General features: G+C 55.8%; 15 protein-coding genes, 2 tRNA genes, 3 rRNA genes and 1 riboswitch. Of the genes, 13 read left to right on the top strand and 7 right to left on the bottom strand.

Translation table 11 applies throughout. From position 1 onward, the window contains the following. Positions 1 to 26 precede the first annotated feature (26 nt). The 5 genes from gldA to argE form a co-directional block, all read right to left on the bottom strand. The gene (gene gldA / locus ACP4QI_RS21740; RefSeq protein WP_426495965.1) at positions 27 to 1,130 is read right to left on the bottom strand and encodes a bifunctional L-1,2-propanediol dehydrogenase/glycerol dehydrogenase; all 1,104 of its coding nucleotides are present in this window, start codon (positions 1,128 to 1,130) and stop codon (positions 27 to 29) included. 12 nt (positions 1,131 to 1,142) lie between these two features. Then, positions 1,143 to 1,805, bottom strand: a complete 663-nt coding sequence (gene fsa / locus ACP4QI_RS21735) for a fructose-6-phosphate aldolase (protein ID WP_156264908.1) — start codon at positions 1,803 to 1,805, stop codon at positions 1,143 to 1,145. Between the two features lie 128 nt (positions 1,806 to 1,933). Further along, positions 1,934 to 2,701 carry a helix-turn-helix transcriptional regulator gene (locus ACP4QI_RS21730; RefSeq protein ID WP_285129239.1) on the bottom strand — a complete coding sequence of 256 codons (768 nt, stop codon included), beginning with the start codon at positions 2,699 to 2,701 and terminating at the stop codon, positions 1,934 to 1,936. A 94-nt stretch (positions 2,702 to 2,795) separates the two neighbouring features. Then, positions 2,796 to 5,447 carry a phosphoenolpyruvate carboxylase gene (gene ppc, locus ACP4QI_RS21725; RefSeq protein ID WP_142487554.1) on the bottom strand — a complete coding sequence of 884 codons (2,652 nt, stop codon included), beginning with the start codon at positions 5,445 to 5,447 and terminating at the stop codon, positions 2,796 to 2,798. Positions 5,448 to 5,694: 247 nt separating this feature from the next. Beyond that, the gene (gene argE, locus ACP4QI_RS21720) at positions 5,695 to 6,846 is read right to left on the bottom strand and encodes an acetylornithine deacetylase (RefSeq protein ID WP_142487553.1); all 1,152 of its coding nucleotides are present in this window, start codon (positions 6,844 to 6,846) and stop codon (positions 5,695 to 5,697) included. A gap of 88 nt (positions 6,847 to 6,934) precedes the next feature. On the opposite strand from argE, the gene argC reads away from it, so the two are divergent. The 4 genes from argC to oxyR all read left to right on the top strand — a co-directional run bounded on the left by argC (position 6,935) and on the right by oxyR (position 11,378). Then, on the top strand, positions 6,935 to 7,939 hold the full coding sequence (gene argC / locus ACP4QI_RS21715) for an N-acetyl-gamma-glutamyl-phosphate reductase (protein WP_142487552.1): 1,005 nt from the start codon (positions 6,935 to 6,937) through the stop codon (positions 7,937 to 7,939). A gap of 6 nt (positions 7,940 to 7,945) precedes the next feature. Further along, entirely contained in the window at positions 7,946 to 8,722 is a 777-nt protein-coding gene (argB, locus tag ACP4QI_RS21710) for an acetylglutamate kinase (protein WP_142487551.1), read from the top strand. Positions 8,723 to 8,796: 74 nt separating this feature from the next. Then, positions 8,797 to 10,170 carry an argininosuccinate lyase gene (argH, locus tag ACP4QI_RS21705; RefSeq protein ID WP_231313430.1) on the top strand — a complete coding sequence of 458 codons (1,374 nt, stop codon included), beginning with the start codon at positions 8,797 to 8,799 and terminating at the stop codon, positions 10,168 to 10,170. Between the two features lie 290 nt (positions 10,171 to 10,460). Further along, positions 10,461 to 11,378: a DNA-binding transcriptional regulator OxyR gene (oxyR, locus tag ACP4QI_RS21700; RefSeq protein WP_142487549.1), complete on the top strand. Its 918-nt coding sequence runs from the start codon at positions 10,461 to 10,463 to the stop codon at positions 11,376 to 11,378. Here oxyR and sthA read toward each other — a convergent pair. After that, complete coding sequence (gene sthA / locus ACP4QI_RS21695; RefSeq protein ID WP_285112447.1) at positions 11,361 to 12,761, bottom strand: Si-specific NAD(P)(+) transhydrogenase; 1,401 nt, start codon at positions 12,759 to 12,761, stop codon at positions 11,361 to 11,363. The genes oxyR and sthA overlap by 18 nt on opposite strands. A 196-nt stretch (positions 12,762 to 12,957) precedes the next feature. Between sthA and fabR the strand changes: the two genes are divergently transcribed. After that, complete coding sequence (gene fabR / locus ACP4QI_RS21690; RefSeq protein WP_032615233.1) at positions 12,958 to 13,596, top strand: HTH-type transcriptional repressor FabR; 639 nt, start codon at positions 12,958 to 12,960, stop codon at positions 13,594 to 13,596. Between the two features lie 10 nt (positions 13,597 to 13,606). Further along, a complete protein-coding gene (locus tag ACP4QI_RS21685) occupies positions 13,607 to 13,966 on the top strand; it encodes a YijD family membrane protein (protein ID WP_032615232.1) in 360 nt (119 codons plus the stop codon). A 45-nt stretch (positions 13,967 to 14,011) separates the two neighbouring features. On the opposite strand, the gene trmA is transcribed toward ACP4QI_RS21685, so the two are convergent. Next, positions 14,012 to 15,112, bottom strand: a complete 1,101-nt coding sequence (gene trmA / locus ACP4QI_RS21680; protein WP_426495966.1) for a tRNA (uridine(54)-C5)-methyltransferase TrmA — start codon at positions 15,110 to 15,112, stop codon at positions 14,012 to 14,014. Between the two features lie 104 nt (positions 15,113 to 15,216). Then, positions 15,217 to 15,392, top strand: a riboswitch (cobalamin riboswitch). Between the two features lie 66 nt (positions 15,393 to 15,458). Here trmA and btuB point away from each other — a divergent pair. From btuB to rrf, 7 genes are all read left to right on the top strand, one after another. Further along, positions 15,459 to 17,303 carry a TonB-dependent vitamin B12 receptor BtuB gene (gene btuB, locus ACP4QI_RS21675; protein WP_426495967.1) on the top strand — a complete coding sequence of 615 codons (1,845 nt, stop codon included), beginning with the start codon at positions 15,459 to 15,461 and terminating at the stop codon, positions 17,301 to 17,303. Next, complete coding sequence (gene murI / locus ACP4QI_RS21670) at positions 17,248 to 18,099, top strand: glutamate racemase (protein WP_142487545.1); 852 nt, start codon at positions 17,248 to 17,250, stop codon at positions 18,097 to 18,099. The genes btuB and murI overlap by 56 nt, the downstream gene beginning before the upstream one ends. Before the next feature lie 382 nt (positions 18,100 to 18,481). Then, positions 18,482 to 20,021: ribosomal RNA gene (locus tag ACP4QI_RS21665) — 16S ribosomal RNA — on the top strand. A 70-nt stretch (positions 20,022 to 20,091) separates the two neighbouring features. Beyond that, a tRNA-Ile gene (locus tag ACP4QI_RS21660) sits at positions 20,092 to 20,168 on the top strand. A gap of 36 nt (positions 20,169 to 20,204) precedes the next feature. After that, positions 20,205 to 20,280 (top strand) — tRNA-Ala (locus ACP4QI_RS21655). Positions 20,281 to 20,479: 199 nt separating this feature from the next. Further along, a 23S ribosomal RNA gene (locus ACP4QI_RS21650) occupies positions 20,480 to 23,385 on the top strand. 93 nt (positions 23,386 to 23,478) lie between these two features. Beyond that, a 5S ribosomal RNA gene (rrf, locus tag ACP4QI_RS21645) occupies positions 23,479 to 23,594 on the top strand. The 16S, 23S and 5S rRNA genes sit together here with 2 tRNA genes alongside, the layout of an rRNA operon. Positions 23,595 to 23,600: the final 6 nt, after the last annotated feature.

Below are 23,600 nucleotides of genomic sequence, written 5' to 3'. Positions count from 1 at the left end.
GCGAAGCCGCCACCCGGCAATAATGGCTACTCCCATTCCTGCAGGAAGCGCTGACCATACTGGTCGGCAACCAACAGCGCGGCATACACCTGGTCCGGCGTTGCACCGCCCGGCATGTTGTGGATGGTTTCATCTTTCGCACAGGACGCAGTCGCCACTAAGCGCATTTTAGCCGGGATATCGGCAGTGATATCCAGCTGCGCCAGGGTAATGGGCAGCCCCACGCTGTGACATAAGGCCGCGACGGTTTCGATCTCTTCCACCGGGGCGTTCTCCAGCACCAGCTGGGTCAGGGTGCCAAAGGCCACTTTCTCGCCGTGGTAGTAATGATGGGCATCCGGTATGGCGGTCAGACCGTTGTGGATCGCATGTGCCGCTGCCAGGCCGCCGCTTTCAAAACCGACGCCGCTGAGATAGGTATTGGCTTCAATCACCCGCTCAAGGGCCGGGGTCACCACATGCTGCTCCGCCGCCAGCATCGCTTTTTCGCCCTCTTCAACCAGCGTGTTGTAGCATAGCTCGGCCAGCGCCAGCGCGGCCTGGGTGCACTTGCCACCCGCCATGGTGGTTGCGCCGCTGCGTGAGCAGGCCCGGGCTTCAAACCAGGTCGCCAGCGCGTCGCCAATCCCGGCAGCCAGCAGGCGTGCAGGAGCCCCTGCCACCACTTTCGTATCCACAATCACCATGTTCGGGTTGTGCGGCAGCATCAGATAGCGATCGAACTCGCCGCTGTCGGTGTAGATCACGGAAAGCGCGCTGCAGGGCGCATCGGTAGAGGCAATGGTCGGGGCGATGGCGACCGGGACATCCATAAAGTGCGCCAGCGCTTTTGCGGTATCCAGCGTCTTACCGCCACCGATGCCGAGAATAGCCTGGCAATCGGCATTTTTCGCCAGCTCACGCAGCCGGTCGATCTCATTTTGCGAACATTCGCCGCCGAAGGGCGCAATTTCGACATACAGTTGTGCTTGTTCGAAGCTCTGACGCAGCGTCTCTTCAGCAAATCCCAGCACAAATTTATCGCTAACAACCAGCCAGCGTGCCGCCAGCGGCTTGAGATAATCGCCGAGGCGGGTCAGCACATCGGCACCCTGAATGTATTTTCCGGGTGATTGAATAATACGGTCCATACTGTGTCTCCCTTAGAGCATGAGGTTACCAAACGCGTTGTTCCAGTCCTGCTCAAACTTGTCGATGGCCGACTCTACGGCGGGAGTATTGAGCATTTGCTGCGCGACATCGGTGGGCAGGGTGATTGCTTCGCAGCCGGCGAGCAGGCAGTCCAGCGCCTGACGCGGGGTTTTGAAGCTGGCGGCTAGCACCTTGCTCTCCGGCGCGTGCATTTCCAGCAGGCTTTGCAGCTCCTGCACCGTGCGGATCCCGTCGCCGCCCTGGGCATCCACGCGATTGACGTACGGCGCGATATATTTCGCTCCGGCCAGCGCGGCCAGCAACCCTTGTGAAGCGCTGTAAACCGCGGTGCCGAGGGTGGTAATTTTCTCTTTTTTAAGGGTTTTAATGGCGATAAGCCCCTGCGCAGTCACCGGGACTTTGACCACAAGACCGGGGATAGCCTTACTCAGCTGTCTGGCCTCGGCGATCATGCCCGGTGCATCACGGCTCATGGTCTGGGCAAACAGAATGCCGTCCGGACCGATAGCGTTTTGCAGGCGCGGCAGCACGTCCCAGATGGATTCGCCGTTGGCGGCAATAATGCTCGGGTTGGTGGTTACGCCTGCAATCGGGAAGATTTGCGCCAGGCGTTCAACGTCCGCCACGTTGGCGGTATCCAGATACAGTTCCATTATTTTTCCTTAAGTCTCCAGGTCTGAATTAAGGATACGGCGGGCCGGACGGGGGGAACCAGAGGTCAATTTTGCTAAATACTGGACAAATGTAAGGTCCTTAGCGAAGTGAGAGAGGGATCACAATGCTAGTTTTTGGCGGTAAGATGGCTGTGATACTGGCGGCGATATTCCGAGGGCGAGCGCTCGGTGTGCTTGCGAAACAGGCGGCAGAAGTAGTTGCTGTCCGTAAAGCCGCAGTGTGTGGCGATCTCTTTAATTTTTAGGTCGTAGCCTTTGAGTAACTGCCGGGCATGTTCGAGACGGGTCTTTGTCAGATATTCATTGAACCCAACGCTGCCGGTCTTTTGAAAAAGATGCGAAAGGTAGTTCGGTGAAATGTAAAACGCCTGCGCTACCGACTCGCGGGTAAGGGCTGAGTCATGGTGTTCTTCGATATACGTCCGAATGGCTTCAAACAGCGCCCGGCTGCGGGAAGCCGTGTGGATATCGCTGCCCAGCAGATCGCGACAGTGGCTGAGCAGACTTAAGACCACCAGCCTGGCGGTTTCCTGCTCATCCGGCTGCATCTGCAATTCGGCCAGCGTTTGCAGTAGAAAAGCACCCGTTCTCGGCCCGCGCCTGGCGACCTGCTGCTGGCATAAAACGGTGGCGTCACGCTGTAGCTGGATCGTCAGCTGTTGCTTACCGAAGCTGATGCTGAGACAGGTTGTGGGTTGCAGAGGAACATGCCCGGATGAAGAGAACACCGCGTCATGGGTCTGGCCCTCAGGCACAATCATCAGACGAGGAGAGGCGTGGGGGATCTGTTCGGCCGAAGAAGCAAAATGCACCTGACGCAAAGGCGACACGCCGTTGATCAGATCGGTGAGGATAGGATTTATATCGTGTTGCATAGTGAGACTACCGAAATGTGCCGGGTGGCGCTAACGCTTACCCGGCCTACTTATCGTAGGCCCGTGCAAGCGCAGCGCCGCCGGGCATAAAGCCTTAACCGGTGTTACGCATCCCCGCCGCAACGCCCGCGATGGTGACCATCAGCGCTTGTTCCACGCGTGGATCCGGCTCCAGACCCTCTTCTTCCGCTTTACGCGAGCGGTACAGCAGCTCTGCCTGCAGCACGTTCAGCGGGTCGGTATAGATGTTACGCAGCTGGATAGACTCGGCAATCCACGGCAGATCGGCCATCAGATGGGAGTCGTTGGCGATATCCAGCACCACTTTGATATCGTCTTCCAGCAGCTCGCGCAGCTCGCTACCCAGCGCCCACAGCTCCGGTTTCACCAGACGCTGATCGTAGTATTCTGCCAGCCACAGGTCAGCTTTGGAGAACACCATTTCCAGCATGCCGAGGCGGGTAGAGAAGAACGGCCAGTCGCGACACATCGTTTCCAGCTCGCTCTGTTTGCCATCTTCCACCACTTTTTGCAGCGCGGCACCGGCTCCCAGCCAAGCTGGCAGCATCAGGCGGTTCTGCGTCCAGGCGAAGATCCACGGGATAGCACGCAGGGACTCCACGCCGCCGGTCGGACGACGTTTTGCCGGACGTGAACCCAGCGGCAGTTTGCCCAGCTCCTGCTCCGGCGTTGCCGAGCGGAAATAAGGCACAAAGTCTTTGTTTTCGCGCACATAGCCGCGATACATATCGCAGGAGATATCCGACAGCTCGTCCATGATATGGCGCCAGGCGTCTTTAGGCTCCGGCGGCGGCAGCAGGTTCGCTTCGAGGATCGCGCTGGTGTAGAGCGACAGACTGCTGATGGTCACTTCCGGCAGACCGTACTTGAAGCGGATCATCTCGCCCTGTTCAGTCACACGCAGGCCGCCTTTCAGGCTGCCCGGCGGCTGGGAGAGCAGGGCCGCATGGGCTGGGGCACCGCCACGGCCAATCGAGCCGCCGCGACCGTGGAACAGGGTCAGTTCAATCCCGGCCTTTTCGCAGGTTTTGATCAGCGCATCCTGGGCCTGATACTGCGCCCACGAGGCGGCCATGACGCCCGCATCTTTTGCGGAGTCGGAATAGCCAATCATGACCATTTGCTTGCCCTGGATAAAGCCGCGATACCAGTCGATATTCAGCAGTTGGGTCATCACGTCGTTAGCGTTATTCAGGTCGTCGAGGGTTTCAAACAGCGGCGCAACCGGCAGCGCGAAGGTGATACCCGCCTCTTTCAGCAGCAGGTGAACCGCCAGCACGTCGGACGGGGTTTTCGCCATGGAGATCACATAGGCGGCCACCGATCCTTTCGGCGCATCGACGATCGCTTTGCAGGTGTCGAGCACTTCGCGGGTCTCTTCGCTGGGTGCCCAGCTCCGCGGCAGTAGCGGACGTTTGGAATTCAGTTCGCGGATCAGGAAAGCCTGTTTGTCAGCTTCTGACCAGCTTTCGTAGTCGCCAATGCCGAGGTAGCGGGTCAGTTCGCCCAGCGCCTCGGTGTGGCGGGTGCTCTCCTGACGCACATCGATACGCACCAGCGGCACGCCGAAACACTTCACGCGGCGCAGGGTATCGAGCAGCTCGCCGTTAGCGATGATGCCCATCCCGCAGGCCTGCAGCGACTGATAACAGGCGTACAGCGGCTCCCACAGCTGCTCGTTCTGGCTCAGCAGACCGGCAGGCTTCGGCAGGCGTTGGCCCTTAAGGCGCGCTTCCAGCCAGGCCTGAGTGGCCAGCAGCTGGCTGCGCAGGTTTTTGAGCAGGAAGCGGTAAGGTTCAGTTGCACCGGCTTCACCCACCAGCTCAAGCAGTTCCGGCGTGGCTTCAACCATCGACAGCTCTGAAATCAGCACCTGAATGTCTTTCAGGAACAGATCGGTGGCTTTCCAGCGGCTCAGCAGCAGGACGTGACGGGTGATCTCGGCGGTGACGTTCGGGTTGCCGTCGCGGTCGCCGCCCATCCAGGAGGTGAAACGCACCGGCACAAAATCCACCGGCAGGCGATAGCCGAGGTTCTCTTCCAGCTGTTCATTCAGCTCACGCAGGTAGTCAGGTACCCCTTTCCACAGGCTGTTTTCCACCACCGCAAAGCCCCACTTGGCTTCGTCAACCGGGCTTGGGCGGTGCTTACGAATTTCATCGGTATGCCAGGACTGAGCAATCAGCTGGCGCAGACGGCGCATCAGCTGGTTACGTTCGTAGTCGGCAATCTCTTTGTTATCCAGCTGCTTGAGGCAGCTGTTCACTTCACCCATTTTGTGGATCAGGGTGCGGCGGGTGATCTCGGTCGGGTGGGCGGTTAACACCAGCTCCAGTGACAGAGACTCGACGGCCTTCTTGATGGTCGCTTCGTTGAGGTCGGGCTGGTCCTTGAGTTTTCTGAGCGTGCGGGCAATCACTTCCGGGTTGCTGGCCCCTTCGCCATTCGGCGAAATGCTGTGGTACTGCTCGGCGGTATTCGCCAGGTTAAGGAACTGGCTGAAGGCACGAGCTACAGGCAGCAGCTCGTCGTTGGAAAGGTTCTGCAGCGTGGTGAGCAGCTCCTGACGATTGGCTTCGTTACCGGCACGGGAAGATTTAGACAGCTTACGGATTGTTTCAACGCGATCGAGAATGTTCTCGCCCAACGCATCCTTGATGGTATCTCCCAGCACCTTGCCGAGCATACTGACATTACTACGCAACGCGGAATATTGTTCGTTCATAAAAACCCAGTCACCCCATCATTTTTGTTTATGCCCGGCCAGACATCTAACGGACATTATTTTGTCATCTCCCTTTATAAAGCCACGTAAAACCCCCGTCGTCAATTGCTGCGAAAACGGTTCAGCAAACGAATAAATGCGGGCAATTTACGAAATTTAATTGGCTTTGCGTCAGATAAGAGATGCTTATGAGAGTGTGACGAAGATCATGAGATTTTTCCCCTCTCGTGAGAGAGGGGAGCAGTCATTAATGCCAGCAGAAGTGATGCACAACCTGAGTAATTAACTCACGGGTTGGTTTGATAAAGCGTGTTTCCAGGTACTCATCCGGCTGGTGAGCCTGGTTGATGGAGCCCGGTCCGAGGACCAGCGTCGGACAGAGGGTCTGAATAAACGGCGCTTCGGTGCAGTAGTTCACCACGTCGGTTTTCTCGCCGAGCAGTTTTTCCACCACTTCGACCAGCTGATGGTCCGGCGGGCACTCATAGCCCGGGATCGGCGGATGCAGTTCAGAAACCGTCAGACGACCCGGCCAGCGCTCGCTCACCGGCGCCAGCGCTTCATTCAGCAAGCCGTCGAGGTCGCTAAGCGTCATGCCCGGCAGCGGACGGATGTCCATATGCAGTTCGCAGCAGGCGCAGATGCGGTTGGAGGCATCGCCGCCGTGCAGGCTGCCGAGATTCAGCGTCGGATAAGGCACGGTGAAGGCCTCGTAGTGATAACGCTCCTTCAGGTCGTCACGCAGCGTCATGATGCGGCCGATGGCGTCATGCATCAGCTCGATGGCGTTCACGCCGCGCGCCGGATCGCTGGAGTGGCCGGATTGGCCCAGCACGCGTACTGCCGTGGAGATATGGCCTTTGTGCGCGCGGATTGGCTGCAGGGAAGTCGGCTCGCCGATGATGGCGCAATCCGGGCGAATTGACGTGTTTTCAGAGAAGTAGCGTGCGCCCGCCATGCTGGTCTCTTCGTCGGCGGTCGCCAGAATATAGAGCGGCTTTTTCAGTTTTGTCACGTCCACGTCACGCAGCGCGTCGAGGATAAAGGCGAAGAAGCCTTTCATGTCGGCGGTGCCCAGCCCGTAGAGCTTATTGTCGTGCTCGGTCAGGGTGAAGGGATCGCGCGTCCAGCGGCCATCGTCAAACGGCACGGTATCGGTATGTCCCGCCAGCAGCAGCCCGCCCGCACCCTGACCGGTACTGGCGAGCAGGTTAAATTTATTACGGGTTCCCGGGACCGGCTGAACCTCCACCTTAAACCCAAGATCGCTGAACCATCCCGCCAGCAGATTGATTAAAGTCTCATTACTCTGATCCAGCGCTTCTTCCGTTGCGCTGATGGACGGCGTGGCAATCAGGGCGCGGTAGATCTCGATAAATGGCGGTAAATTCATTTTCATTGTTGACACACCTTAGGTCGTGATAGTATCAATATTCATGCAATAAATGTGAATAAAAATACATTAACGTTGAGCATAAAGGAACCCGATGTTGAATACGCTGATTGTAGGCGCTAGCGGTTATGCGGGCGCAGAGCTTGTAAGCTACGTGAATCGCCATCCTCATATGACCATAACCGCTTTGACTGTCTCAGCGCAAAGCAATGATGCAGGAAAGTTAATTTCCGATTTACATCCGCAACTTAAAGGGATTGTCGATCTGCCGTTGCAGCCAATGTCGGATATCAGCGAGTTTACCGACGGCGTGGACGTGGTGTTTTTAGCCACCGCTCACGAAGTCAGCCACGACCTGGCGCCGCAGTTCCTGGCCGCCGGCTGCGTGGTATTCGACCTCTCCGGTGCGTTCCGTGTGAACGACGCCGCGTTCTATGAAAAATACTATGGCTTCACCCACCAGCACCCGGACCTGCTTGAAAAAGCGGTGTATGGTCTGGCGGAGTGGAGCGCAGATGCGCTGAAAGAAGCGAACCTGATTGCTGTACCAGGTTGCTACCCGACGGCAGCGCAGCTCTCTCTGAAGCCGCTGATCGACGCGGACCTGCTGGATCTGAACCAGTGGCCGGTGATCAACGCCACCAGCGGCGTCAGCGGAGCGGGGCGCAAGGCCGCTATCTCCAACAGCTTCTGCGAAGTGAGCCTGCAGCCGTATGGCGTGTTCAATCACCGTCATCACCCGGAAATCACCACCCATCTGGGGGCGGATGTCATCTTCACTCCGCATCTGGGCAGCTTCCCGCGCGGGATCCTCGAAACCATTACCTGCCGCCTGAAGCCGGGCGTGACTAAAGACCAGGTGAATGCGGTCTTCACGACGGCCTATGCGGATAAACCACTGGTGCGTCTGTATGACAAAGGCGTGCCGGCGCTGAAAAACGTGGTCGGCCTGCCGTTCTGCGATATCGGCTTCGCCGTGCAGGGCGAGCACCTGATTGTGGTGGCCGCAGAAGATAACTTACTCAAAGGCGCAGCCGCCCAGGCAATGCAGTGCGCAAATATTCGTTTTGGCTATGCTGAAACGCAGTCTCTTATTTAAGGTGTGATGATGAACCCATTAATTATCAAGCTTGGTGGTGTACTGCTGGACAGCGAAGAGGCGCTGGAGCGTCTGTTTACCGCGCTGGTCAACTATCGCGAATCCCATCAACGCCCGCTGGTGATTGTTCACGGCGGCGGCTGTGTGGTCGATGAGTTAATGAAAGGCCTTAACCTGCCGGTGAAAAAGAAGAACGGCCTACGCGTCACGCCTGCTGACCAGATCGATATTATTACCGGCGCGCTGGCGGGCACCGCCAACAAAACTCTGCTGTCCTGGGCGAAGAAACACCATATCGCTTCCGTTGGCCTTTATCTGGGCGATGGCGACAGCGTGAAAGTGACCCAGCTTGATGAAGAGCTGGGCCATGTAGGGCTTGCCCAGCCGGGTTCGCCAAAACTGATTAATACGCTGCTGGAAGGTGGTTTTCTGCCAGTAGTGAGCTCTATCGGTGTGACCGAAGAGGGCGATCTAATGAACGTCAACGCGGACCAGGCGGCAACCGCCCTGGCGGCGACGCTGGGTGCTGACCTGATCCTGCTCTCTGACGTGAGCGGTATTCTGGACGGCAAAGGCCAGCGCATTGCGGAAATGACGGCTGAGAAAGCCGAACAGCTGATCGCTCAGGGCATTATTACCGACGGCATGATTGTGAAAGTGAATGCGGCGCTGGATGCCGCCCGCACGCTGGGTCGGCCGGTGGATATCGCCTCCTGGCGCAACGCGGAGCAACTGCCGGCGCTGTTTAACGGCACGCCGATTGGCACGCGTATTTTAGCCTAAGTTTTTATTGAATGACCGTAGGCCGGGTAAGCGAAGCGCCACCCGGCGGAACTAACGAATAAAGGAACGATGTTATGGCACTTTGGGGTGGGCGTTTTACACAGGCAGCGGATCAGCGGTTCAAGCAGTTCAACGACTCTTTGCGCTTCGACTACCGCCTAGCCGAACAGGATATCGTCGGCTCTGTGGCCTGGTCCAAAGCGCTGGTCACCGTGGGCGTGCTGTCCACTGACGAACAGCTGCAGCTGGAAGAGGCGCTAAACAACCTGCTGGAAGAGGTGCGTCTGAACCCGCAGCAAATCCTCGAGAGCGACGCCGAAGATATTCACAGCTGGGTGGAAGGCAAACTGATCGACAAAGTTGGCCAACTGGGTAAAAAGCTGCACACCGGCCGGAGCCGTAACGATCAGGTCGCAACCGACCTGAAGCTGTGGTGTAAAGATACCGTGGTGGAGCTGCTGGCGGCGAATCGTCAGCTGCAGAACGCGCTGGTAGAGACCGCGCAGAACAACCAGGACGCGGTGATGCCGGGCTATACCCACCTGCAGCGTGCGCAGCCTGTCACTTTTGCTCACTGGTCGCTGGCCTACGTTGAAATGCTGGCGCGTGACGAGAGCCGTCTGCAGGATACCCTGAAGCGTCTGGACGTGAGCCCGCTGGGCAGCGGCGCGCTGGCCGGTACCGCCTATGAAATTGACCGTGAACAGCTGGCCGGCTGGCTGGGTTTTGCCTCTGCGACCCGCAACAGCCTGGACAGCGTGTCCGACCGCGATCACGTGCTGGAGCTGCTTTCCAATGCCTCTATCGGTATGGTGCACCTGTCGCGCTTTGCCGAAGACCTGATCTTCTTCAACTCTGGTGAAGCCGGTTTTGTTGAGCTGTCGGATCGTGTGACCTCCGGCTCCTCCCTGATGCCGCAGAAGAAAAACCCGGATGCGCTGGAGCTGATCCGCGGCAAGTGTGGCCGTGTGCAGGGCGCGCTGACCGGCATGATGATGACCCTGAAAGGGCTCCCGCTGGCCTACAACAAAGATATGCAGGAAGACAAAGAAGGGCTGTTCGACGCGCTCGACACCTGGCTGGACTGTCTGCATATGGCGGCGCTGGTGCTGGACGGCATTCAGGTGAAACGCCCGCGTTGCCAGGAAGCGGCCCAGCAGGGCTATGCGAACTCCACCGAGCTGGCGGATTACCTGGTCGCCAAAGGCGTACCCTTCCGTGAGGCGCACCATATTGTCGGTGAAGCGGTTGTTGAGGCCATTCGTCAGGGCAAACCGCTGGAAGATCTGCCGCTGGCCGACCTGCAGAAATTCAGCAGCGTGATTGGCGATGATGTTTATCCAATCCTGGCGCTGCAATCCTGTCTGGATAAGCGTGCGGCGAAAGGCGGCGTGTCGCCGAAGCAGGTGGCGCAGGCGATTGCGGATGCGAAAAACCGCCTGGTATGACGGTTTAAACGCCGGGTGGCGCTTCGCTTACCCGGCCTACGTACTGAAGCCCAACCTCGAGTTGGGCTTTTTTACGCAAAAAAAAAGCGGACCACGGGGTCCGCAAAAGTTCACGTTGGCTTTAGTTGTTCGAGTTTTGAGAGAAACTCGTAAGACGGGGCGGGACTTCAAGGGTAATCGGTGCCGCCTCGTCTCTGTGATGCATTATTCAACAGAACGCTTGATAGGGATAATCGTTCGTTGCTATGCTATCTATCGCCATGAACTATCGTGGCGACGGAGGATGAATAATGAATATTCGTGATCTTGAATACCTGGTCGCATTAGCTGAACACCGCCATTTTCGCCGCGCGGCAGATTCCTGCCACGTCAGTCAGCCTACGCTTAGCGGTCAGATCCGTAAGCTGGAAGACGAACTGGGTGTGATGCTGCTGGAGCGCACCAGTCGTAAAGTGCTGTTCACCCAGGCAGGTCTTCTGCTGGTGGATCAGGCGCGCACCGTACTGCGCGAGGTCAAAGTGCTCAAGGAAATGGCAAGCCAGCAGGGGGAGACCATGTCCGGCCCGCTGCATATTGGCCTGATCCCAACCGTTGGCCCGTACCTGTTGCCGCAAATTATTCCGATGCTGCATCAGACCTTCCCGAAACTCGAAATGTACCTGCACGAAGCGCAAACCCATCAGCTGCTGGCGCAGTTAGATAGCGGTAAGCTCGACTGTGCCATTCTGGCGCTGGTCAAAGAGAGTGAAGCCTTTATCGAAGTGCCGCTGTTTGACGAGCCGATGATGCTGGCGATCTACGAGGATCACCCGTGGGCAAACCGCGATCGTGTGCCGATGGCCGATCTGGCCGGTGAAAAACTGCTGATGCTGGAAGATGGCCACTGCCTGCGCGATCAGGCGATGGGCTTCTGTTTTGAAGCGGGTGCCGATGAAGATACCCACTTCCGTGCAACCAGCCTGGAAACGCTGCGCAACATGGTGGCGGCAGGAAGCGGTATTACACTGCTGCCCGCGCTGTCAGTGCCGCCGGAGCGTCGTCGCGATGGAGTGGTTTATCTGCCGTGCATCAAGCCGGAGCCACGTCGTACTATTGGTCTGGTCTATCGTCCGGGGTCGCCGCTGCGCAGCCGCTATGAGCAGCTGGCAGAGGCCATCCGCAGTTCGATGGATGGCCGTTTCGACAGTGCGTTAAAACAGGCGGTTTAAGCCGTTCAGCGCCGCTACCCGATAGGCTTCCGCCATGGTCGGGTAGTTAAAGGTGGTATTAACAAAGTATTCGATGGTGTTACCGCCACCTTTTTGCTCCATGATCGCCTGGCCGATGTGAATGATTTCCGCCGCACGCTCACCGAAGCAGTGAATGCCGAGGATCTCTTTCGTTTCGCGATGGAACAGGATCTTCAGCGTACCCACGCTCATCCCGACGATTTGCGCCCGTGCCAGATGTTTAAACTGGGCACGACCCACCTCGTAAGGCACCTTCATGGCCGTCAGCTGCTGTTCGGTTTTACCGACTGAGCTGATCTCCGGAATGGTGTAAATGCCGGTCGGGATATCTTCAATCAGATGGGCCGTCGCTTCACCTTTCACCAGCGCCTGAGCGGCAATGCGCCCCTGGTCATACGCCGCTGACGCCAGGCTTGGATAACCAATCACGTCACCCACGGCATAGATATGCGGCAGGGCGGTCTGATACATGCTGTTGACCTTGAGCTGTCCACGACTGTCGGTGGTCAGGCCGATGTTTTCCAGCGCCAGCGAATCGGTATTACCTGTACGGCCGTTGGCATACAGCAGGCAGTCTGCTTTCAGCTTTTTGCCGGACTTCAGGTGCATGATCACGCCATCATCGCAGGGTTCGATCTTCTCGTACTCTTCGTTGTGACGAATGACGACGCCGCTGTTCCAGAAGTGATACGAGAGCGAGTCGGACATCTCCTGATCGAGGAACGCCAGCAGACGGTCGCGGGTGTTGATCAGGTCAACTTTGACGTTCATGCCGCGGAAGATGGAAGCATATTCACAGCCGATCACCCCGGCGCCGTAGATCAGCACGTGGCGCGGCTCGTGGTGCAGGCTCAGAATGGAGTCGCTGTCGTAAACGCGCGGGTGGGAGAAATCCACATCGGCCGGACGGTACGGGCGCGAGCCACAGGCGATCACAAATTTCTCGGCGGTGATGGTCTCGACGGAACCGTCATGACACTCCAGCGCCAGCGTGTGATCATCAACGAAATGTGCGCTGCCCTGCAGAATTTCACAGTGGTTGCGCTCATAAAAACCCTGGCGCATCCGCGTCTGCTGATTAATCACGGTATCCGCATGATTCAGGATATCGGCAAAAGAGGAGCGGAGAAGACGGGAGTGATCGCTGTAAAGAGGGTTCTGATTGAATTCAATAATGCGGCTGACGGCGTGGCGGAGGGCTTTGGAAGGGATGGTGCCCCAGTGGGTACAGCCGCCGCCAACGTTATGGTAGCGCTCAATGACCGCTACTCTGGCTCCCTGTTTTACCAGTCCCATAGCAGCGCCTTCGCCGCCGGGGCCGGAACCAATAACTATTGCGTCGTAATCGTAGGAATGTGACATGGTAAGGCTTACCTGTTCTTATACATAAAAGCAACAGAATAGTAACATCATTGGCAGGATAACCCAATTATCGTTGTGCTCTTTTCGCGTGATGGAGCACAAACAACATGGAAACCCTCATTCTGTAAGCCAGGTAAACCGATTAATTTTATTCTCTGGTATAGTGCCAGCGGGCCTTTGGAAGGATTCAACTATCGTGATGGGCGTAAGAGCACAACAAAAAGAGAAAACCCGGCGTTCGCTGGTAGAAGCCGCATTCAGTCAACTGAGTGCCGAGCGAAGTTTTGCCAGTCTGAGCCTGCGCGAAGTCGCACGCGAAGCCGGGATTGCGCCTACCTCTTTCTACCGTCACTTCCGTGACGTAGATGAACTGGGTCTGACCATGGTGGATGAGAGCGGGCTGATGCTCCGCCAGCTGATGCGCCAGGCGCGTCAGCGTATCGCCAAAGGGGGCAGCGTGATCCGCACCTCCGTTTCCACCTTTATGGAGTTTATCGGCAACAATCCTAACGCATTTCGTTTACTGTTGCGGGAACGCTCGGGTACCTCGGCCGCGTTTCGTGCCGCCGTGGCGCGTGAGATTCAGCATTTTATTGCGGAACTTGCCGACTATCTTGAACTCGAAAACCATATGCCGCGCGCCTTCACTGAAGCGCAGGCCGAGGCGATGGTGACAATAGTCTTCAGTGCGGGCGCCGAAGCACTGGATGTAAGCGTTGAACAACGCAAGCAACTCGAAGAGCGACTGGTATTGCAACTGCGGATGATCTCTAAGGGAGCGTATTACTGGTATCGCCGTGAACAAGAAAAACTGGCGCATCAATCCGATGAGTGAAAGGTGAGTAATGAAACAGACAGGACAGGATAAAGGAACATTGTTGCTGGCATTGATCGCTGGCTTATCCATTAACGGTACCTTTGCAGCGATTTTTAGCTCTATTGTACCGTTCTCGGTTTTCCCGATGATCTCTCTGGTGCTGACGGTGTACTGTCTGCATCAGCGTTATCAGAATCGCACCATGCCGGTGGGGTTACCGGCATTGTCGGCGGCGTTCTTTGTGCTGGGTGTCCTGCTGTATAGCACCGTGGTGCGTGCAGAGTACCCGGACATTGGCTCTAACTTCCTGCCAGCGGTGCTGTCGGTAGCGCTGGTCTTCTGGATCGGCTTTAAAATGCGTAACCGTAAGCAGCAACTGCCAGAGTAACGGTTTTGTAGGCCGGGTAAGCGCAGCGCCACCCGGCAATACGACTTACCGGGCCGTCAGTAATACGCCGCACTCCATATGGTGCGTATACGGGAACTGATCGAACAATGCCAGACGTTCAACCTTGTGCGTCTGGCTTAATGTTTCCAGGTTCTTGCATAAGGTCTCCGGGTTACAGGAGATATACAGAATACGCGGGTATGCCTGCACCATCTTCTCGGTTTCGCTGTCCAGCCCGCTGCGCGGCGGATCGACGAAAATCGTCTCACACTGGTAGCTCTTCAGATCAATCCCCTGCAGACGGTTAAACTCCCGCACGCCGTTCATCGCCTGAGTAAACTCTTCCGCCGACATGCGAACGATCTGCACATTATCAATGTGGTTCGCCGCGATGTTGTACTGTGCGGAAGCGACCGACGGTTTGGCGATTTCGGTAGCCAGTACGCGATTAAAGTTACGCGCCAGCGCCAGCGAGAAGTTACCGTTACCGCAGTACAGCTCCAGCAGATCGCCGGTTGAACCTTCAGTAGCCTTCAGCGCCCATTCCAGCATCTGCACGTTCATTGCCGCGTTCGGCTGAGTAAAGCTGTTCTCAACCTGGCGATAAATCATCTCTTTGCCCGCTACCGGCAGGCGCTCATCGATGAAATCCTGATCCAGCGTGATTTTGGTTTTTGTCGCGCGGCCAATCAGGTGCACGTTGATATTCTGCGCGCGCAGCGCATCACGCAGGGCTTCTGCGGCCTGGCGCCACTCGTCATTCAGCGCTTTATGGTACAGCAGGGAGACAATGGCCTGATTGCTTTGGGTGGTCAGGTAGTCAATCTGGAACAGCTTATGGCGCAGCAGCGGATTATTGCGCACGCCGTCCATTATCAGCGTCATTAACTGGTTAATCAGCTCGCTGGCCGCCGGGAAACTGTCCACGCGGATACGGCTTTTGGTCTGCTGATCGAAAATGATGTGATACAGGTCGTCGCCGTCGTGCCAGATGCGGAATTCGGCACGCATACGGTAGTGGCTGACCGGGGAGCGGAACACCTCAGGCGCAGGCGCAGCAAAAGGCGTCATCATACTTTGCAGACGGACGACTTTCTCTGCCAGTTGCGCGTCGTACTGTTCTGTCGGGAGGTGTTCGGGGGTCATGATGCTTCCTGATTGATGATGAATTACGCGGGGATTGTAGGGATTGTGCAGGGGATGTCCAGCCTTAATGGTTAACGGCAGTCTGGACATCTATACGTGTCTAAATGTAGCATTATGTTTCCGGTCTCTTTTGAGTGAAAAGGGAATCCAGTGCAAATCTGGAGCTGACGCGCAGCGGTAAAGACTGGCGGGATGAGAGCTGTAGACACTGTGAAAATGGGAAGTCTTCATCCTTCTAAAGCCACCTAGCCCGAAGACCTGCCGGGATCACGTCGCATTTGGTTTCATCATCGCGTGCTATGGGTGAGGCCTGCGGCATCCTTCTTATATTGTGGATGCTTTTACAATGATTAAAAAAGTATCGCTGCTGACGGCGCTTTCCGTCACGGCATTTTCGGGCTGGGCGCAGGATAGCGCAGACGCGTTGGTGGTGACGGCAAACCGTGTTGCACAACCGGCTAATACCGTTCTGGCTCCCAGCTCCGTTGTTACCCGGGAAGATATTGAACGCTGGCAGGCAAAAAGCGTCGTTGAAGTCATGTCACGCTTACCGGGTGTGGATATCGCCCAAAGCGGCGGCATGGGTGCCAACTCCTCTACCTTTATTCGCGGGACGGAATCCCGTCATGTGCTGGTGCTGATCGACGGTATTCCACTGAATAACGCCGGGATCAGTAACTCACCTGATCTCAGCCAAATCCCCGTTTCGCTCATTCAGCGTGTCGAATACATTCGTGGCCCGCGCTCGGCCCTGTATGGTTCGGATGCGATTGGCGGCGTGATTAACATCATTACGGGTCGGGACAAGCCAGGGGCGGAAATCACCGCCAGCGTCGGCTCGAAAGGCTATCAATCCTACGATGGTTCATTCCAGCAGGTACTGGATAAAACCAAAATCACCATGGCTGGCAATTACACGTACACCCGCGGCTTCGATATCGATGCGGCCGATGCGCCACGCCAGCCCGATCGCGACGGCTTTATGAGTAAGTCGTTATTTGGCTCTGTTGAGCAGCAGATCACCGACAACCTGAGCGGTTTCGTGCGTGGGCTCGGTTATGACAACCGCACCGCGTATGACGGCTATGATAGCTATGGCGCAACGGGTATTGATGGTCGCCCGGACACCCGTCAGCTTTACAGCCAGAACTGGGACACCGGTCTGCGCTATAACCAGGGGATCTATCAGACGCAGCTGGTAGCCGGTTACGGTCGCAGTAAAGACCAGAACTACGATCCGAGCAAAGGCCGGTATGCTTCTTCCGCTACCATGGATGATGTTAAGCAGTACACCACCCAGTGGATGAACACCGTCACAGTTGGTCACGGCAATATCGGTGCTGGTCTGGACTGGCAGAAGCAAAAAACCCAGGCAGGAACGGGTTATCTGGAGAAAGGCTACGACCAGCGCAACACCGGCGTATTCCTGTCTGCCATGCAGCAGTTCGATAGCGTCACCCTGGAAGCCGCAGCGCGTAATGATGATAACTCTAACTTTGGTAACCATAACACCTGGCAGACCAGCGCCGGATGGGAGTTTATCGACGGTTACCGGATCATCGCTTCCTACGGCACGGCCTATAAAGCGCCGACCATGAGCCAGATCCATAGTTCGAGCTATGGCAACCCGGACCTGAAGCCGGAAGAGAGCAAGCAGTGGGAAGGCGGCTTCGAGGGGCTGACCGGCCCGGTGACCTGGCGTGTATCGGGTTATCGTAACGATATTGACAACCTGATCAGCAGCGACCCGCGCACGTTCCGTTATTACAACGTTAATAAAGCGCGCATCAAAGGCATCGAAGCCACGGCCCAGTTCGATACCGGGCCGGTAGGGCATCAGATTTCTTATGACTATGTTGATCCGCGGAATGCCAAAACCAACGAAGTGCTCGCTCGCCGTTCGAAGCAGCAGGTGAAGTACCAGCTGGATACGCAGGTGTGGGATCTCGACTGGAATCTGGCCTATCGCTACCTGGGTACCCGTTATGACGATGACTTCAGTTCGTACCCGTCTCGCAGAGTAAAAATGGGCGGCGTAAGCCTGTGGGATCTCGCAGTTTCATATCCTGTCACCTCTCACCTTACAGTTCGTGGTAAAATCGCCAACCTGTTCGATAAAGACTACGAGACAGTTTATGGCTACGAAACTGCAGGACGGGAATACACCTTGTCTGGCAGCTACACCTTCTGACCCACGTCCCACCGTACTGGTGTTTGACTCCGGTGTCGGTGGGCTTTCAGTCTATGATGAGATTCGACATCTCCTGCCGGATCTTCATTACATCTATGCATTCGATAATGTGGCTTTTCCGTATGGGGAAAAGAGCGAAGCGTTTATCGTCGAACGCGTCGTTGAAATCGTCACCGCCGTACAACAGCATTACCCTCTCGCACTGGCGGTGATTGCCTGTAATACGGCGAGTACGGTTTCCCTCCCCGCCTTACGCGAAAAATTCCCGTTCCCGGTTGTCGGCGTGGTGCCTGCGATTAAACCTGCGGCGCGCCTGACGGCGAATGGTGTGGTGGGATTGCTGGCAACGCGCGGTACGGTGAAGCGCCCCTATACCCGCGAACTGATCGAACGCTTTGCCAATGAATGTCAGATCGCGATGTTAGGGTCTGCCGAGCTGGTGGAGATGGCAGAAGCGAAACTGCACGGTCAACCGGTGTCGCTGGAAGAGCTGCGCCGTATTCTGCGTCCCTGGCTGCGTATGGCGGAGCCGCCAGACACGGTAGTGCTGGGCTGCACGCATTTCCCTTTATTGCAGGAAGAGCTGCTTGCCGTACTGCCGGAAGGTACCCGACTGGTGGATTCGGGCGCGGCTATCGCTCGTCGCACTGCGTGGCTACTTGAACATGAAGCGCCAGATGCAAAATCTGCCGACGCGAATGTCGCTTATTGCATGGCATTGACTGCTGAGACTGAGCAACTTTTACCCGTTTTGCAGCGTTACGGCTTCGAAACGCTCGAAAAACTAGCGCTATAGCACGTTTTTGAGCAAAAAAAAGACGGTTGAAAGATTTTTTTAAATTAGCTCTTGTCACTGCCGGAGAACTCCCTATAATGCGCCTCCACTGACACGGAACAACGGATTACAAACCGCCGTGACAGCAGGCTTCAGCGATGAATGCCGACGGAGAAAAGCGAAAAATAATTGCTTGACTCTGAATGAGGAAAACGTATTATACGGGACCTCGCAACGGTGAGCGAAAGCCGCGTTGCACTGCTCTTTAACAATTTATCAGACAATCTGTGTGGGCACTCAAAGTGACATGGATTCTTAACGTCGCAAGACGATAAATGAATACCAAGTCTCTGAGTGAACATACGTAATTCATTACGAAGTTTAATTCACGAGCATCAAACTTAAATTGAAGAGTTTGATCATGGCTCAGATTGAACGCTGGCGGCAGGCCTAACACATGCAAGTCGAGCGGTAGCACAGAGAGCTTGCTCTCGGGTGACGAGCGGCGGACGGGTGAGTAATGTCTGGGAAACTGCCTGATGGAGGGGGATAACTACTGGAAACGGTAGCTAATACCGCATAATGTCGCAAGACCAAAGAGGGGGACCTTCGGGCCTCTTGCCATCAGATGTGCCCAGATGGGATTAGCTAGTAGGTGGGGTAATGGCTCACCTAGGCGACGATCCCTAGCTGGTCTGAGAGGATGACCAGCCACACTGGAACTGAGACACGGTCCAGACTCCTACGGGAGGCAGCAGTGGGGAATATTGCACAATGGGCGCAAGCCTGATGCAGCCATGCCGCGTGTATGAAGAAGGCCTTCGGGTTGTAAAGTACTTTCAGCGAGGAGGAAGGCATTGTGGTTAATAACCACAGTGATTGACGTTACTCGCAGAAGAAGCACCGGCTAACTCCGTGCCAGCAGCCGCGGTAATACGGAGGGTGCAAGCGTTAATCGGAATTACTGGGCGTAAAGCGCACGCAGGCGGTCTGTCAAGTCGGATGTGAAATCCCCGGGCTCAACCTGGGAACTGCATTCGAAACTGGCAGGCTAGAGTCTTGTAGAGGGGGGTAGAATTCCAGGTGTAGCGGTGAAATGCGTAGAGATCTGGAGGAATACCGGTGGCGAAGGCGGCCCCCTGGACAAAGACTGACGCTCAGGTGCGAAAGCGTGGGGAGCAAACAGGATTAGATACCCTGGTAGTCCACGCCGTAAACGATGTCGACTTGGAGGTTGTTCCCTTGAGGAGTGGCTTCCGGAGCTAACGCGTTAAGTCGACCGCCTGGGGAGTACGGCCGCAAGGTTAAAACTCAAATGAATTGACGGGGGCCCGCACAAGCGGTGGAGCATGTGGTTTAATTCGATGCAACGCGAAGAACCTTACCTACTCTTGACATCCAGAGAACTTAGCAGAGATGCTTTGGTGCCTTCGGGAACTCTGAGACAGGTGCTGCATGGCTGTCGTCAGCTCGTGTTGTGAAATGTTGGGTTAAGTCCCGCAACGAGCGCAACCCTTATCCTTTGTTGCCAGCGGTTAGGCCGGGAACTCAAAGGAGACTGCCAGTGATAAACTGGAGGAAGGTGGGGATGACGTCAAGTCATCATGGCCCTTACGAGTAGGGCTACACACGTGCTACAATGGCGCATACAAAGAGAAGCGACCTCGCGAGAGCAAGCGGACCTCATAAAGTGCGTCGTAGTCCGGATTGGAGTCTGCAACTCGACTCCATGAAGTCGGAATCGCTAGTAATCGTAGATCAGAATGCTACGGTGAATACGTTCCCGGGCCTTGTACACACCGCCCGTCACACCATGGGAGTGGGTTGCAAAAGAAGTAGGTAGCTTAACCTTCGGGAGGGCGCTTACCACTTTGTGATTCATGACTGGGGTGAAGTCGTAACAAGGTAACCGTAGGGGAACCTGCGGTTGGATCACCTCCTTACCTTAAAGAACCTGCCTTTGCAGTGCTCACACAGATTGTCTGATGAAAAAACAGCAGTAAAAATCTCTGCAGGCTTGTAGCTCAGGTGGTTAGAGCGCACCCCTGATAAGGGTGAGGTCGGTGGTTCAAGTCCACTCAGGCCTACCAAATTTGCGATGCAAATTTGAAGAGATTAACTACGATGGGGCTATAGCTCAGCTGGGAGAGCGCCTGCCTTGCACGCAGGAGGTCTGCGGTTCGATCCCGCATAGCTCCACCATCCTTTACTGCGACAACAAGAAAACTTCAGAGTGTACCTGAGAAGGTGCGCTGCGAAGTTTTGCTCTTTAAAAATCTGGATCAAGCTGAAAATTGAAACGACACGCCGTGTCTGTTCTCCGTAAACAAGAGCAGATAAGCGGTGTGTCAGAGTCTCTCAAATTTTCGCAATCATGAAGTGAAACATCTTCGGGTTGTGAGGTTAAGCGACCAAGCGTACACGGTGGATGCCTAGGCAGTCAGAGGCGATGAAGGACGTGCTAATCTGCGATAAGCGTCGGTAAGGTGATATGAACCGTTATAACCGACGATTTCCGAATGGGGAAACCCAGTGTGACTCGTCACACTATCGTTAAGTGAATACATAGCTTAACGAAGCGAACCAGGGGAACTGAAACATCTAAGTACCCTGAGGAAAAGAAATCAACCGAGATTCCCCCAGTAGCGGCGAGCGAACGGGGAGCAGCCCGGAGTCTGAATCAGCATGTGTGTCAGTGGAAGCGTCTGGAAAGTCGCAGGGTACAGGGTGATACTCCCGTACACGAAGATACACTTGCTGTGAACTCGAAGAGTAGGGCGGGACACGTGGTATCCTGTCTGAATATGGGGGGACCATCCTCCAAGGCTAAATACTCCTGACTGACCGATAGTGAACCAGTACCGTGAGGGAAAGGCGAAAAGAACCCCGGCGAGGGGAGTGAAAAAGAACCTGAAACCGTGTACGTACAAGCAGTGGGAGCACCCTTGTGGTGTGACTGCGTACCTTTTGTATAATGGGTCAGCGACTTATATTCTGTAGCAAGGTTAACCGTATAGGGGAGCCGAAGGGAAACCGAGTCTTAACTGGGCGTTAAGTTGCAGGGTATAGACCCGAAACCCGGTGATCTAGCCATGGGCAGGTTGAAGGTTGGGTAACACTAACTGGAGGACCGAACCGACTAATGTTGAAAAATTAGCGGATGACCTGTGGCTGGGGGTGAAAGGCCAATCAAACCGGGAGATAGCTGGTTCTCCCCGAAAGCTATTTAGGTAGCGCCTCGTGAATTCATCTCCGGGGGTAGAGCACTGTTTCGGCTAGGGGGCCATCCCGGCTTACCAACCCGATGCAAACTGCGAATACCGGAGAATGTTATCACGGGAGACACACGGCGGGTGCTAACGTCCGTCGTGAAGAGGGAAACAACCCAGACCGCCAGCTAAGGTCCCAAAGTCATGGTTAAGTGGGAAACGATGTGGGAAGGCACAGACAGCCAGGATGTTGGCTTAGAAGCAGCCATCATTTAAAGAAAGCGTAATAGCTCACTGGTCGAGTCGGCCTGCGCGGAAGATGTAACGGGGCTAAACCATGCACCGAAGCTGCGGCAGCGACACTATGTGTTGTTGGGTAGGGGAGCGTTCTGTAAGCCGTCGAAGGTGTGCTGTGAGGCATGCTGGAGGTATCAGAAGTGCGAATGCTGACATAAGTAACGATAAAGCGGGTGAAAAACCCGCTCGCCGGAAGACCAAGGGTTCCTGTCCAACGTTAATCGGGGCAGGGTGAGTCGACCCCTAAGGCGAGGCCGAAAGGCGTAGTCGATGGGAAACAGGTTAATATTCCTGTACTCGGTGTTACTGCGAAGGGGGGACGGAGAAGGCTATGTTGGCCGGGCGACGGTTGTCCCGGTTTAAGCATGTAGGCGGAGGTTCCAGGTAAATCCGGAGCCTTACTAACGCTGAGGTGTGATGACGAGGCACTACGGTGCTGAAGCAACAAATGCCCTGCTTCCAGGAAAAGCCTCTAAGCATCAGGTAACATCAAATCGTACCCCAAACCGACACAGGTGGTCAGGTAGAGAATACCAAGGCGCTTGAGAGAACTCGGGTGAAGGAACTAGGCAAAATGGTGCCGTAACTTCGGGAGAAGGCACGCTGATGTGTAGGTGAAGCCCCTGCGGGTGGAGCTGAAATCAGTCGAAGATACCAGCTGGCTGCAACTGTTTATTAAAAACACAGCACTGTGCAAACACGAAAGTGGACGTATACGGTGTGACGCCTGCCCGGTGCCGGAAGGTTAATTGATGGGGTTAGCGGCAACGCGAAGCTCTTGATCGAAGCCCCGGTAAACGGCGGCCGTAACTATAACGGTCCTAAGGTAGCGAAATTCCTTGTCGGGTAAGTTCCGACCTGCACGAATGGCGTAATGATGGCCAGGCTGTCTCCACCCGAGACTCAGTGAAATTGAAATCGCTGTGAAGATGCAGTGTACCCGCGGCAAGACGGAAAGACCCCGTGAACCTTTACTATAGCTTGACACTGAACACTGGTCCTTGATGTGTAGGATAGGTGGGAGGCTTTGAAGCGTGGACGCCAGTCTGCGTGGAGCCATCCTTGAAATACCACCCTTTAATGGCTGGTGTTCTAACGTAGACCCGTAATCCGGGTTGCGGACAGTGTCTGGTGGGTAGTTTGACTGGGGCGGTCTCCTCCTAAAGAGTAACGGAGGAGCACGAAGGTTAGCTAATCCTGGTCGGACATCAGGAGGTTAGTGCAATGGCATAAGCTAGCTTGACTGCGAGAGTGACGGCTCGAGCAGGTGCGAAAGCAGGTCATAGTGATCCGGTGGTTCTGTATGGAAGGGCCATCGCTCAACGGATAAAAGGTACTCCGGGGATAACAGGCTGATACCGCCCAAGAGTTCATATCGACGGCGGTGTTTGGCACCTCGATGTCGGCTCATCACATCCTGGGGCTGAAGTAGGTCCCAAGGGTACGGCTGTTCGCCGTTTAAAGTGGTACGCGAGCTGGGTTTAGAACGTCGTGAGACAGTTCGGTCCCTATCTGCCGTGGGCGCTGGAGAATTGAGGGGGGCTGCTCCTAGTACGAGAGGACCGGAGTGGACGCATCACTGGTGTTCGGGTTGTCATGCCAATGGCACTGCCCGGTAGCTAAATGCGGAAGAGATAAGTGCTGAAAGCATCTAAGCACGAAACTTGCCCCGAGATGAGTTCTCCCTGACTCCTTGAGAGTCCTGAAGGAACGTTGAAGACGACGACGTTGATAGGTCGGGTGTGTAAGCGCAGCGATGCGTTGAGCTAACCGATACTAATGAACCGTGAGGCTTAACCTTACAACGCCGAAGCTGTTTCGGCGGATTTGAGAGATTTTCAGCTCTGATACAGATTAGTCACTGCGCCTGCGGGCGGGGTGACAACAGAATTTGCCTGGCGGCTGTAGCGCGGTGGTCCCACCTGACCCCATGCCGAACTCAGAAGTGAAACGCCGTAGCGCCGATGGTAGTGTGGGGTCTCCCCATGCGAGAGTAGGGAACTGCCAGGCATCAAA

It is taken from the genome of Leclercia sp. TB492 (assembly GCF_049974505.2).
In the GTDB taxonomy this organism is placed as follows: domain Bacteria; phylum Pseudomonadota; class Gammaproteobacteria; order Enterobacterales; family Enterobacteriaceae; genus Enterobacter; species Enterobacter adecarboxylatus_C.
Note: the sequence above shows the minus strand (reverse complement) of the source record. Positions and strands in the feature narration are given on the sequence as shown.

Bases quoted from the DNA above. Each gene is read 5' to 3' on its own strand.
- gldA (WP_426495965.1), bottom strand. From the start codon at position 1,130: ATGGACCGTATTATTCAATCACCCGGAAAATACATTCAGGGTGCCGAT.
- fsa (WP_156264908.1), bottom strand. From the start codon at position 1,805: ATGGAACTGTATCTGGATACCGCCAACGTGGCGGACGTTGAACGCCTG.
- ACP4QI_RS21730 (WP_285129239.1), bottom strand. From the start codon at position 2,701: ATGCAACACGATATAAATCCTATCCTCACCGATCTGATCAACGGCGTG.
- ppc (WP_142487554.1), bottom strand. From the start codon at position 5,447: ATGAACGAACAATATTCCGCGTTGCGTAGTAATGTCAGTATGCTCGGC.
- argE (WP_142487553.1), bottom strand. From the start codon at position 6,846: ATGAAAATGAATTTACCGCCATTTATCGAGATCTACCGCGCCCTGATT.
- argC (WP_142487552.1), top strand. From the start codon at position 6,935: ATGTTGAATACGCTGATTGTAGGCGCTAGCGGTTATGCGGGCGCAGAG.
- argB (WP_142487551.1), top strand. From the start codon at position 7,946: ATGATGAACCCATTAATTATCAAGCTTGGTGGTGTACTGCTGGACAGC.
- argH (WP_231313430.1), top strand. From the start codon at position 8,797: ATGGCACTTTGGGGTGGGCGTTTTACACAGGCAGCGGATCAGCGGTTC.
- oxyR (WP_142487549.1), top strand. From the start codon at position 10,461: ATGAATATTCGTGATCTTGAATACCTGGTCGCATTAGCTGAACACCGC.
- sthA (WP_285112447.1), bottom strand. From the start codon at position 12,761: ATGTCACATTCCTACGATTACGACGCAATAGTTATTGGTTCCGGCCCC.
- ACP4QI_RS21685 (WP_032615232.1), top strand. From the start codon at position 13,607: ATGAAACAGACAGGACAGGATAAAGGAACATTGTTGCTGGCATTGATC.
- trmA (WP_426495966.1), bottom strand. From the start codon at position 15,112: ATGACCCCCGAACACCTCCCGACAGAACAGTACGACGCGCAACTGGCA.
- btuB (WP_426495967.1), top strand. From the start codon at position 15,459: ATGATTAAAAAAGTATCGCTGCTGACGGCGCTTTCCGTCACGGCATTT.
- murI (WP_142487545.1), top strand. From the start codon at position 17,248: ATGGCTACGAAACTGCAGGACGGGAATACACCTTGTCTGGCAGCTACA.